Source organism: Pseudanabaena sp. CCNP1317 (genome assembly GCF_034931345.1).
GTDB classification, from domain to species: domain Bacteria; phylum Cyanobacteriota; class Cyanobacteriia; order Pseudanabaenales; family Pseudanabaenaceae; genus Pseudanabaena; species Pseudanabaena galeata.
Genome location: NZ_JAYGIF010000010.1, coordinates 26,996 through 44,417, shown reverse-complemented (window position 1 = coordinate 44,417; position 17,422 = coordinate 26,996). Strand labels below are relative to the sequence as shown.

General features: G+C 43.6%; 17 protein-coding genes. 7 read left to right on the top strand and 10 right to left on the bottom strand.

Going from position 1 to position 17,422, the window contains the following annotated elements:
* Positions 1-157: 157 nt before the first annotated feature.
* A complete protein-coding gene (gene sat / locus VB775_RS05705; protein ID WP_281006576.1) occupies positions 158-1,360 on the bottom strand; it encodes a sulfate adenylyltransferase in 1,203 nt (400 codons plus the stop codon).
* Between the two features lie 553 nt (positions 1,361-1,913).
* On the opposite strand from sat, the gene VB775_RS05700 reads away from it, so the two are divergent.
* Both VB775_RS05700 and VB775_RS05695 read left to right on the top strand, forming a co-directional pair.
* Positions 1,914-4,364, top strand: a complete 2,451-nt coding sequence (locus VB775_RS05700; protein WP_281006575.1) for a phosphoketolase — start codon at positions 1,914-1,916, stop codon at positions 4,362-4,364.
* A gap of 56 nt (positions 4,365-4,420) precedes the next feature.
* On the top strand, positions 4,421-5,059 hold the full coding sequence (locus VB775_RS05695; RefSeq protein ID WP_281006574.1) for a histidine phosphatase family protein: 639 nt from the start codon (positions 4,421-4,423) through the stop codon (positions 5,057-5,059).
* A 260-nt stretch (positions 5,060-5,319) separates the two neighbouring features.
* On the opposite strand, the gene VB775_RS05690 is transcribed toward VB775_RS05695, so the two are convergent.
* The 3 genes from VB775_RS05690 to VB775_RS05680 all read right to left on the bottom strand — a co-directional run bounded on the left by VB775_RS05690 (position 5,320) and on the right by VB775_RS05680 (position 7,213).
* Complete coding sequence (locus VB775_RS05690) at positions 5,320-6,285, bottom strand: acetyl-CoA carboxylase carboxyltransferase subunit alpha (protein WP_281006573.1); 966 nt, start codon at positions 6,283-6,285, stop codon at positions 5,320-5,322.
* Between the two features lie 83 nt (positions 6,286-6,368).
* Complete coding sequence (locus VB775_RS05685; RefSeq protein WP_281006572.1) at positions 6,369-6,878, bottom strand: type II toxin-antitoxin system YhaV family toxin; 510 nt, start codon at positions 6,876-6,878, stop codon at positions 6,369-6,371.
* Positions 6,879-6,880: 2 nt separating this feature from the next.
* Positions 6,881-7,213, bottom strand: coding sequence for a type II toxin-antitoxin system PrlF family antitoxin (locus tag VB775_RS05680; RefSeq protein WP_281006571.1), 333 nt, complete (start codon positions 7,211-7,213; stop codon positions 6,881-6,883).
* 122 nt (positions 7,214-7,335) lie between these two features.
* On the opposite strand from VB775_RS05680, the gene crtH reads away from it, so the two are divergent.
* The gene (gene crtH, locus VB775_RS05675) at positions 7,336-8,850 is read left to right on the top strand and encodes a carotenoid isomerase (RefSeq protein ID WP_281006570.1); all 1,515 of its coding nucleotides are present in this window, start codon (positions 7,336-7,338) and stop codon (positions 8,848-8,850) included.
* 43 nt (positions 8,851-8,893) lie between these two features.
* On the opposite strand, the gene VB775_RS05670 is transcribed toward crtH, so the two are convergent.
* The 4 genes from VB775_RS05670 to lpxB are packed head-to-tail and all read right to left on the bottom strand — an operon-like array spanning position 8,894 to position 12,073.
* On the bottom strand, positions 8,894-9,469 hold the full coding sequence (locus VB775_RS05670) for a DUF4276 family protein (protein ID WP_281006569.1): 576 nt from the start codon (positions 9,467-9,469) through the stop codon (positions 8,894-8,896).
* Positions 9,462-10,700 carry an AAA family ATPase gene (locus VB775_RS05665; RefSeq protein ID WP_281006568.1) on the bottom strand — a complete coding sequence of 413 codons (1,239 nt, stop codon included), beginning with the start codon at positions 10,698-10,700 and terminating at the stop codon, positions 9,462-9,464. The genes VB775_RS05670 and VB775_RS05665 overlap by 8 nt, the downstream gene beginning before the upstream one ends.
* A gap of 40 nt (positions 10,701-10,740) precedes the next feature.
* Positions 10,741-10,905 carry a hypothetical protein gene (locus VB775_RS05660; RefSeq protein WP_281006567.1) on the bottom strand — a complete coding sequence of 55 codons (165 nt, stop codon included), beginning with the start codon at positions 10,903-10,905 and terminating at the stop codon, positions 10,741-10,743.
* The gene (gene lpxB, locus VB775_RS05655; protein WP_407073000.1) at positions 10,892-12,073 is read right to left on the bottom strand and encodes a lipid-A-disaccharide synthase; all 1,182 of its coding nucleotides are present in this window, start codon (positions 12,071-12,073) and stop codon (positions 10,892-10,894) included. Before lpxB ends, VB775_RS05660 begins: the two co-directional genes overlap by 14 nt.
* Before the next feature lie 331 nt (positions 12,074-12,404).
* On the opposite strand from lpxB, the gene rpmI reads away from it, so the two are divergent.
* The 3 genes from rpmI (at position 12,405) to VB775_RS05640 (ending at position 13,930) form a co-directional block, all read left to right on the top strand.
* Positions 12,405-12,602: a 50S ribosomal protein L35 gene (gene rpmI, locus VB775_RS05650; RefSeq protein WP_103670288.1), complete on the top strand. Its 198-nt coding sequence runs from the start codon at positions 12,405-12,407 to the stop codon at positions 12,600-12,602.
* Between the two features lie 71 nt (positions 12,603-12,673).
* Positions 12,674-13,027 (top strand): 50S ribosomal protein L20, encoded by a 354-nt coding sequence (gene rplT / locus VB775_RS05645; protein ID WP_094533164.1) that lies wholly within the window; start codon positions 12,674-12,676, stop codon positions 13,025-13,027.
* A 75-nt stretch (positions 13,028-13,102) separates the two neighbouring features.
* A complete protein-coding gene (locus VB775_RS05640; protein ID WP_281006565.1) occupies positions 13,103-13,930 on the top strand; it encodes a transporter substrate-binding domain-containing protein in 828 nt (275 codons plus the stop codon).
* A gap of 33 nt (positions 13,931-13,963) precedes the next feature.
* On the opposite strand, the gene VB775_RS05635 is transcribed toward VB775_RS05640, so the two are convergent.
* Entirely contained in the window at positions 13,964-14,854 is an 891-nt protein-coding gene (locus VB775_RS05635; RefSeq protein WP_281006564.1) for a vitamin K epoxide reductase family protein, read from the bottom strand.
* A 166-nt stretch (positions 14,855-15,020) separates the two neighbouring features.
* Positions 15,021-15,887 carry a photosystem I biogenesis protein BtpA gene (btpA, locus tag VB775_RS05630; RefSeq protein WP_281006563.1) on the bottom strand — a complete coding sequence of 289 codons (867 nt, stop codon included), beginning with the start codon at positions 15,885-15,887 and terminating at the stop codon, positions 15,021-15,023.
* 208 nt (positions 15,888-16,095) lie between these two features.
* On the opposite strand from btpA, the gene VB775_RS05625 reads away from it, so the two are divergent.
* Positions 16,096-17,355, top strand: a complete 1,260-nt coding sequence (locus tag VB775_RS05625) for a lipid-A-disaccharide synthase (RefSeq protein WP_281006562.1) — start codon at positions 16,096-16,098, stop codon at positions 17,353-17,355.
* The last annotated feature ends 67 nt before the right edge of the window (positions 17,356-17,422 follow it).

The window sequence follows — 17,422 nt, the reverse complement described above, 5'->3', positions numbered from 1 at the left end:
AAATTTTCCATTTGATCTCATTATAATTTCCACAAATAAGCCAAGAACTAGAGTTCTTGGCTAAAACCTCAAGTATGCTCTAGCGGACTGAAGAATACTGCCAATTAACCCGTTGAAACAGGTTTGAGCTTTTATCCCGCACTTGAGTACATACTGCTTAAATTTCAAAGCCTGTAGAAGCTTCCTCGATCGCCATTTTGTGCATCACTTTCGCCAGTTCGGCAGCTACTTCAGGACGGGAAAATTCAGGAGGAGGACATTCGCCACGACGGAGCATTTCGCGGACTTTTGTACCAGAGAGATGGACTCGCTCTTCGGGAAGACTGGCACTTGTTTTCGTGGTTGCCATACCTTGAGCGCGTTTGCAATAGAAAGCATGTTCAAACATCAGAGGAATAATTCCTAGTTCGCCATCTTCAAATTCATAGAAAATATGTTGAGCGTCATAGGTTCCGTAGTAGTCCCCGACACCTGCATGATCTCGTCCCACAATGAAGTGCGTACAACCATAGTTTTTGCGAATCAAAGCATGGAAAATCGCTTCGCGGGGGCCTGCATAGCGCATCGCCGCAGGATTAATCGCTAGAGTTACCCGATCTAATGGGAAGTAATGCTCCAGCATAATTTCATAGCAACGCATCCGCACATCGGCAGGCACGTCATCACTCTTAGTTGCACCGACTAGAGGATGCAGGAATAGACCATCGACCATTTCGAGCGCACATTTTTGGATATATTCATGGGCGCGATGGATCGGATTACGAGTTTGGAAACCGACAATGGTGCGCCAACCTTTTTCGATAAATAATTCGCGAGAATCTACAGGATCGATCTGGTAAGTGGGAAATAGAGGATGCGGGCGACGTTCTAATAACCAGACATCACCAGCCAGATACACATCACCTTGGGCATAGACTACCTTGACCCCTGGGTGACGATCTTCGTTGGTGCGATAGACATGGATAGCTTCTTTAAGTTTGTCGTATTTATATTTTTCGCTTAGTTCTAATACACCGATGAATACGCCATTGGGGTCATTCAGACGGACAAGGCTACCAACGCTTAAGGTGTCAGCAACTTCAGAAGTGACAGGTAATGTGATTGGAATTGACCAAGGCAAGCCATTGGCGAGACGCATATTTAAAACTACGGACTCATAGTCAGCTTTGCCTAAAAAACCAGTTAGGGGGCTAAATCCACCGATCGCTATTAGCTCAAGATCGGAGAGCGATCGCTCAGTCAATTGCACAATCGGCAAGTGGTCAGCTTTGCTATAAAAAACTTCTTTTTGGGCTTCTGTAGCCATGCGGTTGATCAGTTGACCACCATGCGGTGCAATGTTTTTGAGTTGTCGAGCCATGACGTTTGAGTTCAAAGGGTTTGATTTACTAAGATTCTAGTTTTTAGCGAAGTTTAAAGTTATACCAAAAGATAAAGTAGCTAAGCCATTTCATCTTTAAAAATCTTGTTTAACCCGCCTTTAATTCACGAGAATATGCTAATATTTTCATGAATTAGTATGATTTCTTGTTACAAGCTATGGAAAAATAACTTGGTTAAGATTTCTAGAATTATTAAGTTAATGTTAACTTTTTTTGACAATAAATTTTGAATTTGAGCCGTAATTCTGATTATAAAAACTGATTTTGGAGCTTTCAGCGCAAATTGTTCAAAATTAAAAATACAAATAAAAGAGAAGTCAAAGCTTCGCTCTGTCTTCTCTTTTTATGAAACCTTATATAGAAGTATAAGCGATCCCCACCCGCAAATCTAAACCAGATATAGGGATAAGCGATCCTAATTAGCTAAGCTAAAAGAGACATACACATCACTCCGAATTCTTGCAATCTCATGTAGAGTTGTGAAGTCAGAAGTTATAAAACTAATTAACGACAGGAACAAATCGTAATTTTATGGTATCAACTCCTCTCAAAATGGCTGACACGGACTTCTCTAGCAGCACATCAATCAGTTGCTATGGCACTGCACGCTCCACTGTTGCAGGAAACCCTCTCAGTGCCGAAGAACTGCGGAAAACCGATGCCTACTGGCGGGCTTGTAATTATCTCGCGATCGGGATGATCTATCTACGCGAAAATCCACTTTTGCGCGAACCTTTGAAGCCAGATCATATCAAAAATCGCTTGCTCGGACATTGGGGATCGAGTCCTGGCATGAGTTTTGTCTATACACATTTGAATCGCCTGATTAAGAAATACGATTTGAATGCCATCTTTTTGGCAGGACCTGGACATGGCGCACCAGGGATTTTAGGTCCTGTATATCTAGAAGGAACCTATTCCGAGTTTTATCACGACATCAGTGAAGATGCAGAAGGAATGAAGCTTTTCTTTAAGCAATTTTCTTTTCCTGGTGGGATTGGTAGCCACTGTACACCTGAAACTCCAGGCTCAATACATGAGGGCGGAGAACTTGGCTACAGCGTTTCCCACGCCTATGGAACTGTATTTGACAATCCCGATTTAATCTCGGTAGTGATGGTTGGTGATGGTGAATCGGAAACTGGCCCCCTCGCCACTGCTTGGCATTCCAACAAGTTCATTAATCCGATCCGTGATGGTGCGGTATTGCCAATTCTACATTTGAATGGCTATAAGATTAATAACCCCACAGTCCTATCGCGCATCAGCCACGAAGAGCTAGAAAGCCTCTTTATTGGCTATGGCTATCAACCCTATTTTGTGGAAGGTTCTGACCCTGAGTCGATGCATCAGGCGATCGCTGCCACCCTAGAACACTGCATTAACGAAATTAAGTCTATTCAACAAGAATCTCGCAGTACGGGTATTCCTAAACGCGCCAAGTTCCCAATGATCGTATTGCGAACTCCTAAAGGCTGGACTGGTCCTGCGGAAGTAGACGGGCATAAAGTCGAAGGTTTTTGGCGAGCGCACCAAGTACCACTGTCGGGAATGCATAATAATCCCGAACATTTAAAAATGCTATCGGATTGGATGCAGAGCTACAAGCCTGATGAATTGTTTGATGCATCAGGCAAGTTGATTCCTGAATTGAAGGATCTTGCTCCCACAGGCGATCGCCGTATGAGCGCGAACCCGATCGCTAATGGTGGTTTAGTTCGTCGTGGTTTGAGAATGCCCGATTTTCGCAGTTATGGCGTAAAAATCGACAAGGCTGGCACAAGTGAAGCCGAAAATACCAAGCCTTTGGGTGTTTTCCTGCGCGATGTGATGCTTCAAAACATGGACAATTTCCGTGTCTTTGGTCCCGATGAAAACACATCTAATAAACTGCAAGCGATTTATGAAGTCAGTAAGAAGTTCTGGATTGCTGAATATCTACCTGAAGATGCTGATGGTGGTGAACTAGCTACCGATGGTCGCGTGATGGAAATCCTCAGTGAGCATACCTTAGAAGGTTGGCTAGAGGGCTATTTACTAACTGGAAGACATGGATTTTTCTCGACCTATGAATCCTTTGTGCATGTGATCGACTCGATGATCAACCAGCATTGCAAGTGGTTGGAAATCAGTAGAGAGATTCCTTGGCGATCGCCGATCGCTTCGCTTAATCTCTTGATTACATCAACAGTATGGCGACAAGACCACAACGGCTTTACCCATCAAGATCCCGGATTCTTGGATGTGGTAGTGAACAAGAGTGCAGAAGTAACACGCATCTATTTACCACCCGATGTGAATACGTTGCTATCGGTTTCCGATCATTGTTTGCGTAGTACTGACTATGTAAATGTGATCGTTTGCGATAAGCAATCACATTTGCAATTCCTGAATATGGAAGATGCGGTGAAGCACTGCACCAAAGGTTTAGGCATTTGGGACTGGGCAAGTAATGATCAAGGTGTCGAACCTGATGTGGTGATGGTAGGTTGTGGGGATATTCTAACTCAAGAGGCTTTAGCCGCCACAATCTTGTTATGGGAGCATTTCCCAGAGTTGAAGATCCGTTTTATCAATGTTGTGGATTTGTTCAAGCTACAGCCTGATACTGAACATCCTCACGGTTTAAGCGATCGCGATTTTGATTCGCTCTTCACCACTGATAAGCCAATTATTTTCAACTTCCACGGTTATCCTTGGTTGATTCACCGTCTCGCCTATCGCCGCACCAATCACAAAAATCTGCATGTGCGCGGTTACAAGGAGAAGGGGAATATCAATACGCCTTTGGAACTTGCCATCAATAACCAAGTTGATCGTTTTAGTCTGGCGATCGATGTAATTGATCGTGTACCGAAGCTCAAAAATATCGGCGCTCATGCGAAGGAAGCTTTGCTCAATCAACAAATTGATTGTCGTCGATATGCTTACGAGCATGGTATCGATATGCCTGAAATCGTGAACTGGCGTTATCCCCATTAAGCCCTCACCCCCAGCCCCTCTCCCAATGGGAGAGGGGAGCAAATCAATAAGGAATTATGAGCTTAAAACTATACCTGCTTCGTCATGGAGAAACTGCCTATAGTCGTACTGGCGGCTATTGTGGAGAGCTTGATCCTGAGTTAACTGAGAATGGTGAAAAAATGGCAGTAGCCTTTGGCGATGCTTATAAAGCGATCGCATGGGATGCCGTATTTGTCAGTCCCATGAGACGCACGATCGCCACAGCCACACCATTATGCAAAGCGATCGGCATGGAAATGCAATTTCGAGATGGCTTAAAAGAATTACGTTATGGCAAATGGGAAGGACTAACCAATGATTTTGTCAAAGAGAATTATAGCGATGATTATCTCCGTTGGTTGACGGAACCTGCATGGAATCCACCCACGGGCGGTGAAACGGCAGTACAACTTGCCAGTCGAGCTTCATTTGTAGTTGCCGAAATTCAAGAAATGTATCCATCGGGTAATGTATTAGTCGTTTCGCACAAGGCAACAATTCGCGTCATTCTCTGTGGTTTATTGGGAATCGATATGGGTAGATATCGCGATCGCATTGATGTTCCAGCCGCATCGCTGAGCGTAGTTCAGTTTGGCGCACTTGGCCCAATGCTCAAGATTTTAGGCGATCGCAGTTTTATGGATGCTGACTTGCGATCGCTTTCAGGCACTTAAAAATTTGGGGCAGTTGCGTCATAACAATCAAACAGATTTTCTTCCTACGCCCTTCCCAGTCTAAAAATAACGTGAGTTCGATATAGCCATTTGCGGCGTGCTTCGCACGCCGCAAATGGCAAAAAATGGTAAGAATCGCTTAGCAATTCTTACCATTTTTCGCTTTCGTCGAACTGACGTTAATTGGGCATAAGCTGTGATCGCTCTGATAGATTGGTGATCGTCTTTTGGAGAGATGATTAGTGCGATCGCCTCAAGCTTTATGATTCGAGAAATACGCCCATCTTACGGAATTTTTGATAACGCATTTCTTGCAAATCTTCCACAGGTAATTGACTTAAGCGATCGAGATTCTCCACGATCGCAGCTTTCAGATTTTCCGCCGCTTGTAATGGGAAACGATGCGCCCCACCCAGAGGCTCATCAATTACATAATCAACAATACCCAAACGCTTCAAGTCAGGAGCCGTGATTTTTAAGGCTTCCGCCGCCTTGCCAGCCTTTGCCGAGTCGCGCCACAAAATCGCCGCACAAGCCTCAGGAGTCGCCACCGTATAGACCGAATTTTCAAACATCATGATGTGATCGCCAATGCCAATCCCCAAGGCTCCACCCGATCCGCCTTCACCAATGACGGTACAGATAATTGGTACAGTCAAGCCAAACATTTGTCGTAAATTTGCGGCGATCGCCTCGCCTTGTCCCTGCTCCTCTGCCGATACTCCTGGATATGCCCCAGGGGTATCAATCAAGGTAATAATTGGCAATTTAAAGCGATTTGCATGATCCATCAATCTTGACGCTTTGCGATATCCCCCTGGGGAAGCCATGCCAAAATTGCGGGTCATGTTGTCCTTAGTGTCTCGCCCCTTTTGATGCCCCAAAATTACCACAGGCCGATCATTGATTCTCGCGATACCACCTACTAATGCAGGGTCATCATTGCCTCTGCGATCGCCATGTAGCTCCATCCACTCATCGGTAATGGCTTGCACATAGTCAAGGGTACTAGGACGGCGGGGATGCCTTGCGATCTGCATCCGTTGCATCGCGCCTAATCCCGAAAAAATCTCTCGCCGTAAAAGCTCAGCACGCTGCTCTAAAAGCTGGATCTGACCAACCATATCCACATCGTTATCATTCGCGAGTTCGCGGATTTGGGCGATACGGTTTTCTAGTTCAACGATGGGCTTTTCAAAGTCAAGCAGGATTTGGCGATCGGCCATGATGCAATTTTGTATAGTAGATACCAATTCTCAGATTAGCAGACAAAGGGCTAGTTAGTAGCGTTTGTAAAACCCATATCAAATTAGAAAGCTTTCATTTCTTGTCGATTGACTGCGTTTACTAGACGCTTAGTTTCACCTTTTGATTCTGTGAGTAGATCATTCCAATCGCTTGGAGGGTGACCATTTTCGAGCATCTTTTTAAAAACTCGATAGGCATCTGTATTGCTTTCATAGGCTCGCTTAGAACCCTCATCATTTACCCAAGCAAAAATAATAATTTTGCTCTCCAGATGATATCGAAAAAATAATCGGTATTGCTGAAAAAATTTTGCTCGAAACCAATGCTTATACTCGCTACCAAGCGTCGCACCTTGGCGATATTCGCTACGGGTGGGATCTTGAGGAATGACATCAAATGCTAATTTAGCGATCGCAGCAAGACGCTTTGTGGCATTTTTCTGTTTGTAATCATGGGGATACTTCTGGCGTAATCCTTCAACTTGTTTTAGAAGTTCTTCCAACTGATCTAGAAAAAGAGGATGGGCAAATATGTTCCATCCATTGATTACTAACGGCTGATTGGTAGACAAATCTATTCATCCTCATCCGTAAGGGTCGCATCCAGATCTATCTCTATATCAGCCACTAAAGCCTGAACACGACTTACTAGAGCGGTGCTTAAAACTTTTACATGTTGAGGATTTTTTTCGATATCTTGAGCAAGAAAATTCAGGAATTGTCCAATGATGGGATCGCTATCGGTTTGGTCAGCACGCGAAATCACAACGCGACCATCCGACTCAATCGTGTAACAGATTTTATCCCTTTTATTTAATCCCAACGCTTTACGAATCGGATCAGGAATGGTGGTCTGGTAGCGATCGGTAAGGGTAGATTCTGAACATGGAGCTAGTATTACAGTCATAGGGATTTTTGACAGTTAATGCTCTACCAAAAGTAATGCATTTGCATTGTCCTGTCAATCAAATGTCCATTTGAAGGGCAAAGCAATATATAGTTGAAGATAGGTTTTGATTAAGAAATGTGATGGCGCTAACACTCGATGCGGATGTAATTGTAATTGGCTCAGGAATTGGCGGCTTAGTCACCGCAACGCAATTGGCGGCGAAGGGGGCAAGCGTAATTGTCCTTGAGCGCTACTTGATTGCGGGGGGGAGTGGCGGCTACTTTGAGCGCAATGGCTATCGCTTTGATGTGGGCGCATCGATGATCTTTGGTTTTGGCGATCGCGGTACGACCAATCTCCTCACCCGTGCGCTAGCGGCGGTGAATATGAAAATGGAGACGATTCCCGATCCCGTGCAGATCCATTACCATTTGCCAAATAATCTCGAAATCGAGGTGCATCGCGATTATGAACAGTTTATTAAGGAATTAGGCGATCGCTTTCCCCATGAGCGCGAAGGAATTCGCAAGTTTTACGATGAATGTTGGCAGATTTTTAATTGCTTAAATGCGATCGAGTTGCTGTCCCTCGAAGAATGGCGCTACTTAATGCGCGTATTTTTCCAGAATCCTTTGGCTTGTTTAGGATTAGCTGCTTACTTGCCCCAAAATGCAGGGGATATCGCCAAGAAATATATTCGCGATCCTGAGTTATTGCAATTCATTGATATGGAATGCTACTGCTGGTCAGTGGTTCCTGCCGATCGCACACCAGCGATTAATGCAGGAATGGTTTTTAGCGATCGCCATTATGGTGGCATTAACTATCCCGTTGGTGGCGTGGGCAAGATTGCCGAAAAATTGGCAGAAGGTTTGGACAAAGCGGGCGGTGAGATTCGCTATGGGGAAAGGGTTACCCAGATTATTCCCAAAGCAAAATCTGGCAAAGGTGCGATCGGGGTAAAGCTGGCGAATGGCGAAATTCTCTATGCTAAGAAAGTAGTTTCCAATGCGACACGCTGGGATACCTTTGGGAACTTGCTCAAGGATGAACCTTTGCCCAGTGGCGAAAAAGGATGGCAATCACGCTATCAAAAGTCCCCTAGTTTCTTGAGTTTACATCTCGGTGTGGAAGCTTCCGCAATCCCTGATGATGCAGCTTGTCACCATATCTTGCTCGAAGATTGGAAAGATATGCAAAAGGAACAAGGCACAATTTTTGTCTCGATTCCTACGCTACTCGATCGCTCCCTTGCACCAAATGGGCATCACATTGTGCATACCTTTACGCCTAGTTGGATGAGTGAATGGGAAAGTTTATCTGCTTCGGAATATGAAGAGAAGAAGAATGAGGCGGCAAGGAAATTATGCGATCGCCTGTTAGTGATTTTCCCGAAACTAGAAGAGTGTATGGACTATCAAGAAGTCGGCACACCCCGAAGCCATCGCCGTTTCCTCGGTCGCGCCGATGGAACCTATGGACCAATCCCTGCGGGTAAACCTTGGGGACTTTTAGGAATGCCTTTTAATCGAACTTCTATTCCTGATTTATATTGTGTGGGTGATAGCACTTTCCCTGGACAAGGTTTAAATGCAGTAGCATTTTCAGGCTTTGCCTGTGGACATTTGGTTGCCTCATCATTAGGACTTGTATAGAATGGACACTATATATAAACTCTAGAAGCTCTCAGTACAAATTTTAGAGCGATCGCAAGAATTTGACTAACTCCCTAAATGAAGAACACCGTTTAGAACATAGATCTAAATTTAACATGGTCGCCAATTTATCATTATCGTTAGTACTGTAACGAGGCTTTCTACTTGTATCTCTAGATAATTCTATTAGTTTCTCTTTAGGAGATTTAATTTCGTGAGGGTTAGGATGCGCTTTTCCTTTTTCACCACCGAGATATTTGATGATTTCTGGATCAGCCCAAAACCAAGCTTCTAACTCCTCAATGGGAATACAGATATGTTTATTAAAACTTTTAATTTCTGAGGATAATGCTTCTAGTTTTGAGCGCAATGTTTCCTCTTTGTTGAGAGATGCATTCTGAGGATTACGATCCAAATCATGAACGACAACAAAAATATTACATCCTTCACTGGAAAGTACTTTCAGCTTTGCTGTTAGCTTTTTCCTTAATGTACTACAACCGTTAGAAGCCCATTTTTTGGTTGCGACTTCTGCCCCAAGGACACGATGAACAATTCTGCGAATTGCAGCACAGTCTGTTTCATCCTCAGCAATTAAGGCGATTTTAATGTTACTCATCATCGAGAATACCACTGTAAATCCATTCGCCTAAGTCCCCTTCTTCAGACAAATATTCAATGACATTGTGAATCTGATCTTCACCTAATTTACTAACAAATGTCTGTCCATCCTTACGGTGAACCAGATTGATTTTTTCGGGGCTAGTCCATGCAACTACCTGTGGCGAATGAGTTGAAATAATTAAATTTTGCCCATAAGTATAGGTCTCGATCTCATTGAGTAGCTTAGATAACATAGCAGGATGGATTTGAGTTTCAGGCTCTTCAATTATTATTGTTGAACTAGGAGAAGAGACAAGTAATTCCATAAGTATCGATAAGACTCGCAGAGTTCCATCAGAAAGCAGCCCAATATTGACTCCATCAAGCAATACTGAGGCAATATATTCATCATTGCTTTCATCCTCCAATGTTTCTCTAGTATCTATACTTAAAACAAACTTTTGTATAGTTATCTTTCTGCCGAGTCCAATTCTCTGACAAATGGCTTCAAGCTCATTAATTTCTTTCTTGCCCATACGACGAAATATTTTTTGAGCCAGACTATCTACCAGATCAAACGAACTAGAAGCTATACCTTTACGTGATACCCTTAGTTGTGAAAGTCGTCTCCTAGAGGTTTTACGAACAGATGTTTTTCCCATTATGTGAATTTCATTTAAGGCAGAATAAAGCCACTGCATTTCATCTGGGATCTCAAACCGTGAAGTTTTTAAGCTGGTAGATCTTCGGATTGCATTCATACTTCCAACAACATTAGTTATGCTGCTATACATATTATGGAAAGTTGTCATACCGTATTCGGTTGTCCACACCAACTCTTTTGCTCCATCAGCATACTGGCAGCGATCATTCCAAGAAAATTGACTTTCATCTAATTTATCATCTTGAGAATCCTCAAAATTCAGCTCTTCAACTGAACTACTTAGAGTTATCAGTTCATAATTATACTTAAGCAGACGAACAGTCGGAGTTAAAACTTCAATTTCTAATATTTTGGGAATACTGTCATCATCATTTAGCCTCACTCGATTAATCTTACCAATTGCATACAAAGAAATCGCCTCAAATCCCTCAATAACAGAAGATTTTCCAGCACCATTGAGACCAACTAATACAGCAACACCATCGTGTAAAGACACAGTAACTCGACCACCCAAAACAGACCAACCGTCAAGGGTAAATGATAAAAGGCGAGGCTGATTTGTGTTGGAATCTGGGTTAGACAAAATAGAGCTTCTTTTCCAATACTGAACGTCTTGATAAATTCTAGCCGAATATGTCTGCGCCTGTCACAAACAAAATAACAGGATCAGCGATCGCGCTAATTTTACAACTGAGACCATCAAAGCGATCGCCTAGAAGTTGCGATTCACAGTAATAGCGATCGCCTTTGATTTGATGAACATTGAAATGGATTCTATAGATAATCAAGAATAGAATCAGCAACGCGGTTAATCGCTCCTTTCTCTCCCAAACTTTCCCTTACTCTGATATATCCATCGAGCATAGTTTGCCTTGCTTGAGGATTGATTAATAGATCTAAAGCAGACTCCGCGATCGCTTCGGGAATCGCCGCATCTTGAACAAACTCAGGCACGACTGATTCCATATTGACCAAATTCACGGGCGAAATAAACGGTAATTTCAGCTTGATAATATTGCGGGCAATCCAAGCCGTAATCGCACTAACTCGATATAAAATTACCTGTGGCACATTGAGAAGAGCCGTTTCTAGATTGACAGTTCCAGATTTGCTCAATACCAAGTCAGCAGCACTAATCGCAATTTGTGACTGAGCCGAAATAATCGTAGCTTTGATGTCATATTCCTTAAGCAACTTCTCAACTTCGGGGCGATAGCGCTCTAGGGATAGCGGCAACCAAAATTTGACATGAGGTAACTTGTTTTGGATGATCTTCGCTGCTTTGAGAATAATCGGCATGACAGATCGCAGTTCTTGAGTTCGAGAAGCGGGAAGCAAAGTTACCACCAAGTCATCAGCGGCAATGCCAAGTTGTTTACGAGATTCAATGCGATCGGGAATCTTTGCCATCAGATCTACAAAAGGATGTCCGACCCATTGCACATTTGTGCCTTGCTTCTCGTAATAAACTGCTTCTTGGGGGAAAATCGCTAATAGCTTATCGGTAAAAGCAGCGATCGCCTTAGTATTTTTGTCATTAAAAGACCACACCCATTCTTGAGGTGCAATGTAGTAGATGACTGGAATCTTTAAAGTGCGCTTGGCATAATAACCAATTCCTTGATTGGGCATCATGTAGTCAATTAAAACCGCCACATCAGGAGGAGAAGTCTTCAACCATTTTTTAGCATCTCGCTGCACCTTGAGTGTGGGCAAAATATAGGGCAGGGCTTCAACCGCACCAATGGAACCAATACCAACTGTATTGCCGAGGATTCTCGCTCCTGTTGCTACCATGCGATCGCCACCAAGCCCGACGATCTCTAATTCGATATTTCTAAGGACGGCTCGCTCATGTAGAGCTTCAATCAAAATTGCCCCATGCCAGTCGCCTGAAACTTCCCCTGTACTGATAAACACACGGCGTTTGATCTTAATTTCTGAACTAGATTCCATACTTATGTTGTAAGAGACAGGTTGTGCCATAGAGTTCGACTGCAATCGATTTTAGAGTTTTCTGTGCCGTAGGCATAGAAAACTCTAAAATCGATTTTGAAATGATAATTATTTGAATTTCGTCAGCAATTCCCATTATAAAAATCGGTTTTTTGAAAGCCCGCCAACGGCGGGCTTTCAAAAAACCGATTTTGGTATTTCTAGCGCCGAAGGTGCTGGAAATACCAAAATTGGTTTCATAATGAGAATTGCTGGAATTTCTTACTAAATGCAATATATGGCATTACCTTATGGTACACTCGTAAAGGTCAAAAATTTGGACTAAAAAGAAGTGCCTAAGCTCAAAACTCGTAAATCTGCCGCCAAGCGATTCAAGGTGACGGGTAGCGGCAAGTTTGCTCGCCGCCACGCTGGTCGCAACCACCTACTAGAGCATAAGCCCACTGTTCGCAAGAGCAGATTGGGTAAGATGGCTATAGTTGATGAGACTGATAATGACAGAGTAAGCGCAATGATGCCTTACGCCTAAGAGCTTTTTACAAAGTGCTTCGCACCCTGTAAAAAATCAAATAAAAAACAAATCACGATAATAACGAAGCCATGACGAGAGTAAAACGCGGTAACGTAGCTAGAAAGCGCCGCAACAAAGTACTAAAATTAGCCAAGGGCTTTCGCGGATCGCACTCTAAGCTGTTCCGCACTGCTAACCAGCAGGTAATGAAAGCTCTGCGTAATGCCTACCGCGATCGCCGCAAGAAGAAGCGCGATTTCCGTAGTCTCTGGATTACCCGTATTAATGCTGCGGCTCGCCAACAAGGTTTGAGCTACAGCAAGTTTGCAGGGCTGCTCAAGAAAGCAAATATCGACATCAATCGTAAGATGCTTTCTCAAATTGCCATTCTCGATCCCCAAGCATTTACGGCGATCGTAGAGAAAGCTAAAGCTGTTGTATAAACCCAAAAAACAAAAAAGCGGCGCAATGCGCCGCTTTTTTGTTTTTTGGGTTTTGAAGATTCTTCAGGAGGTTATGTGAGAAAAGCTCAAAGTAATACTTTTGCCCAAACAATGATCGCCGTGATCGCCTTATTTGCTGGCGGGAATTATCTTAAGGTGATTCAGCCCGATCATTCGGCGATCGCTGCCGAAACCAACTCAGCCATCACCCCAGACATAAATACTCTCGATAAAATTAAAAAACGTGGCAAGTTAGTTATTGGGGTCAAAGATAATTTGTATCCCTTAGGATTTCGCGATCGCAGTGGTAACTTAGCAGGCTTAGAAATTGATATTGCCCGTGAGTTAGCCAAAGAGCTAAATTTCCCCGTTGAATTAGTGCCACTAAAAAATCGAGATCGCCTAGCAGCATTACAAAATAATCAAATTGACTTAGCGATCGCCCAAATCACAGTTACCAATAATCGTTCGCGGCTGATAGATTTTTCATTGCCCTATTACACCGATAGCACTATTGTGATCGCTAAGCGCAGCACAACCTTTCAAGAACTAAGCCAACCTTCAGCGATCGGGGTTCTCAAAAATTCGGCAGCGATCGCGGTGATTCAATCGCAATTCCCCAAGGCGGCGATCATTGGCGCAAGTTCCTATGCGGATGGTTTAGATGCTCTGCAATCGGGCAAAGTCAAAGCTTTTGTGGGCGATCGCACTAGTCTTACTCAATGGCTTAAGGAGCATCCTGATTTTGCAATCATTGGGCAACCCCTTGCCGTACATAGTTTAGCGATCGCCTTGCCGCGAGGATTGCAACATTTAGACTTACGCGATCGGGTATTTGATATTGTCGAAAAATGGCGTAAAAATGGCTGGCTAAAAGAAAGAGCAAATTTTTGGGGCTTATAAAAAAAGAGAGTGCTTTGCACTCTCTTTTTTTACTTAGTTGCGAGCGCCTGTGTAGCCAGACTCATTTGCTAACTCATCTAAACTTCGTTCTCCAGAAAGTAGCTTGCCATTAATTTCCCAAGTGGGAAATCCTTTAATTCCCTTTTGTTGACATAGGGCAGTTTGCGGATTTACACCATTAGCATCACATTCAATGTAGGGAATCAGCTTTTGGGCTTCACCAAACTTTCTCTTTTGATTGTCACAATGTGAACACCAATAAGCACCATACATTTTTGCATTGGTTGCGGTTAAGTGCTGGGCTAGTCGTCCTGCATAGGAGTTACTCTGGGCTGCGAGTTTACCTTGGTTTGCGTAAACACCAAGAGTTGCAGTAAGCGTAATGATCGCCACAATCGAGCCTGTAAAGAAAAGATTACCTACATCTTTCCAAGTATTCCCAAATACTGTTAACACCCAAATGGCGGTCATGGTGGCGGCTGAGGAAATGCAATAGAGGCAAACCTGCGACTGGCCACCGATACTGCCTGAGGCTAATAGATACATCAGGTATCCACTAAACACAAATGTTGACGATGAAACCATGAACATCAAGAAATTCGCTAGTTCCTTGAGTTGCGCTTGCGCCTTGGGATCATCCTTCTTTAAGATCAATGGCAATCCCGCCAAAAGTCCTAAAGTGAGATAACCTAGAGCGCCAAAAATCGTTAAGGGGATTCCAAAAATCTTGGCATACTCACTGCTTAGCACTAAATCACAACCGCTGCCTTGGACATCACAGAGGGCGGTTTTTTGACCAAAGAAGTGAGTTACGGTCAAATAAGTTGTTAGAGAAAAGCCAAATAGGGTCAAAGCGACGATCGCAGGGCGCGACCACCGATGCAACCAAGGCTCAGATCGTTTTCTTGTAGCTGTTCCTGACAATTTTGTACCTACCTGCTAATAGATTTACAATACCAACTCACAAAAGTGTAACGACACTTTTATGAGTTAAAAACCAAACCCAGTAGGGGTTTTCAAAACATATAAATAGCTAACCTATTTTAGGTTTTGGTATAACTAGAGTCGCTATGCAACTCTAGTCTTTATTTTATCCAATTGATACTGGTGGCGATCGCAATATTTCCTGTTCAGCAATATGCTTATTTTTTTTATTGGCAATATCTAACCGTACCGCATCGACAAAACGACTGACTCGAATTGGATCGATCGCCTGTTGAATCTGACCATTGCGCTTGAGAGAGCTAGAGACAATCACACCGTCAGCATACTCCATTAATTGCGGTACGTTATCCCACGTTGCGCCCGAACCAACCAATAGAGGCGTATCTCCGCAAGCGAGTTTTGCTTCCTTGAGATCCTCCGAAGTTGGAGCATGTCCTGTCGCCCATCCCGACAAAATTACGGCATCGGCAAGTCCGCGATGGACAGTATCGTGAACTGCGGCGGCGATCTGCGGTACAGAAATAGGTTGAGCGTGCTTTACCAAAACATCAGCAAAGATTTTCACATCTGAACCTAGTTCACGGCGATATCGGAGCAGCTTGTAAGCATCCCCTTCGATAATGCCTTGATCGGTTGCCATTACGCCCATGAGGACATTAACGCGAATAAACTTTGCACCAACACAGGAGGCGATCGCTAAGGCACTATGACCATCATTCCGCAGCACATTAATGCCAACAGGAATGCCAACCATCTGTTTGACACGATGCACAATCAGACTCATGGAACTGACCACCGCAGGATCAACTCGATCTTTGGTAAACGGAGCATCAAAAAAATTCTCTACGATAATTCCATGCACTCCGCCTGCGGCAAGGGCAGTTGCTTCCTGTTCGGCTCGATCAATGACCTCTTTAAGGCTGCTCCCCCAACGCGGCGAAGTAGGCAATGGCAAAAGATGAATGACCCCGATCACGGGTTTTGGTGTATCAAATAAACTACTTAAATCCACATGCGTGACGCTTATAAAAAACTTGAGTAAAAAATTGGGGTAAAAAGCTTCGTTACTAGCTTTTAATTTAACTCGATCATGAGTGCATAATTTTATCGTGAATTCGATCCCGCCATTCCAATTTCTAGCAATCAACCCATAAAGTAGAGAGGGCGCGAATTTCTCTGTCTAAATTTACAAGCCTAATTAATTTACAAGTTTATTAACTATGATTAACAATCCTCAACCCACAAATATTTTCACAGATATTTTAATTCTGTCGAATGGGCCTGGGGAGTTAACGACATGGGTATATCCTTTCCTCAAGGCTTTGGCAATCGAGCAGCAGCGATCGCCTGAAACCCTAGCAAAAATTCGCATCTCGATCGCCCTCTCGCCTTGTCAGAACGCCAGTGGAAAAGAGGCGCAACTCGCCCAAAGCTTTCCTAATGTTGAGCGAGTATTGCCACAGGAGCAGTTTTTTGATTTCTTATTGTGGGGTCGAACCCCTAACTGGGAATGGGCAAAACAAGGAATTGTGATTTTTTTAGGCGGGGATCAATTTTTTACGGTAGCGATCGCCAAGCGTCTAGGTTACAAAACTTTAATCTATGCAGAATGGGAAGCTAGATGGTATCGCTGGGCGGATTTATTCGCTGTGCGTAATCAAGCGATCTCCGACAAGATCCCAGCAGAATTTCGTCAAAAATCAATAGTTATCGGAGATTTGATGGTTGATCGGGTAGAAACAAAGTCACTAAGTGAGTCTGGCTCTACCTTACGAATTTGCTTTATGCCAGGTTCCAAAGGACATAAATTACAGATCGGTGTGCCTTTAGTGGTGGCGATCGCCGATATCCTCAAGCAAAAGCGTCCTGATCTGGAATTAGCAATTGCCTTAGCCCCAACCACTACCACAGAAGGCTTAGCGAAGTTTGCTCAAAATAGTTTTCCTACAGACGATAGTGATGGGGCAACCGCAACTTTGATCGATGAGAATTTAGTAACTGCTAAAGGCACAGTCATTAAGATTCATCGTGAATTCCCTGCCCATGCCCTCATCCAAAGCAGTCAATTGTGCATTACGACGGTTGGGGCAAATACTGCCGAGCTAGCAGCCCTCAACCAACCCATGATTGTTCTATTACCTACTAATTTTGTAGATATGAAGGTGGGATGGGACGGAATTTTAGGCTTACTAGCTACTGCACCAGTATTGGGTAAATTTCTCAGGGTTTTAATTAATTCCATCCTAATAACCGAAATTCAAAAAAAAGGTCAATTATTAGCTTGGCCGAATATTTGGGCAGGTGCAGCGATCGTGCCAGAACTTTTAGGGGATTTGACACCAACTCAAGTTGCCACGGAAATCTTGTTTTATCTTGATCACCCCGATGAACTAACAAAAATGCGCGATCGCTTAAAACAAGTATGTGGACAAGCGGGAGCAGCCACAAAGCTAGCGGAAATGGTGATAAAAACCCTTTAAAAAAATGAAGTGCCGCGCTTCGCGCGACACTTCAAGAATAAAAAAGCCTCGCGTTGCGAGGCTTTTT

Bases quoted from the DNA above. Each gene is read 5' to 3' on its own strand.
- sat (WP_281006576.1), bottom strand. From the start codon at position 1,360: ATGGCTCGACAACTCAAAAACATTGCACCGCATGGTGGTCAACTGATC.
- VB775_RS05700 (WP_281006575.1), top strand. From the start codon at position 1,914: ATGGTATCAACTCCTCTCAAAATGGCTGACACGGACTTCTCTAGCAGC.
- VB775_RS05695 (WP_281006574.1), top strand. From the start codon at position 4,421: ATGAGCTTAAAACTATACCTGCTTCGTCATGGAGAAACTGCCTATAGT.
- VB775_RS05690 (WP_281006573.1), bottom strand. From the start codon at position 6,285: ATGGCCGATCGCCAAATCCTGCTTGACTTTGAAAAGCCCATCGTTGAA.
- VB775_RS05680 (WP_281006571.1), bottom strand. From the start codon at position 7,213: ATGACTGTAATACTAGCTCCATGTTCAGAATCTACCCTTACCGATCGC.
- crtH (WP_281006570.1), top strand. From the start codon at position 7,336: ATGGCGCTAACACTCGATGCGGATGTAATTGTAATTGGCTCAGGAATT.
- VB775_RS05670 (WP_281006569.1), bottom strand. From the start codon at position 9,469: ATGAGTAACATTAAAATCGCCTTAATTGCTGAGGATGAAACAGACTGT.
- lpxB (WP_407073000.1), bottom strand. From the start codon at position 12,073: ATGGAATCTAGTTCAGAAATTAAGATCAAACGCCGTGTGTTTATCAGT.
- rplT (WP_094533164.1), top strand. From the start codon at position 12,674: ATGACGAGAGTAAAACGCGGTAACGTAGCTAGAAAGCGCCGCAACAAA.
- VB775_RS05625 (WP_281006562.1), top strand. From the start codon at position 16,096: ATGATTAACAATCCTCAACCCACAAATATTTTCACAGATATTTTAATT.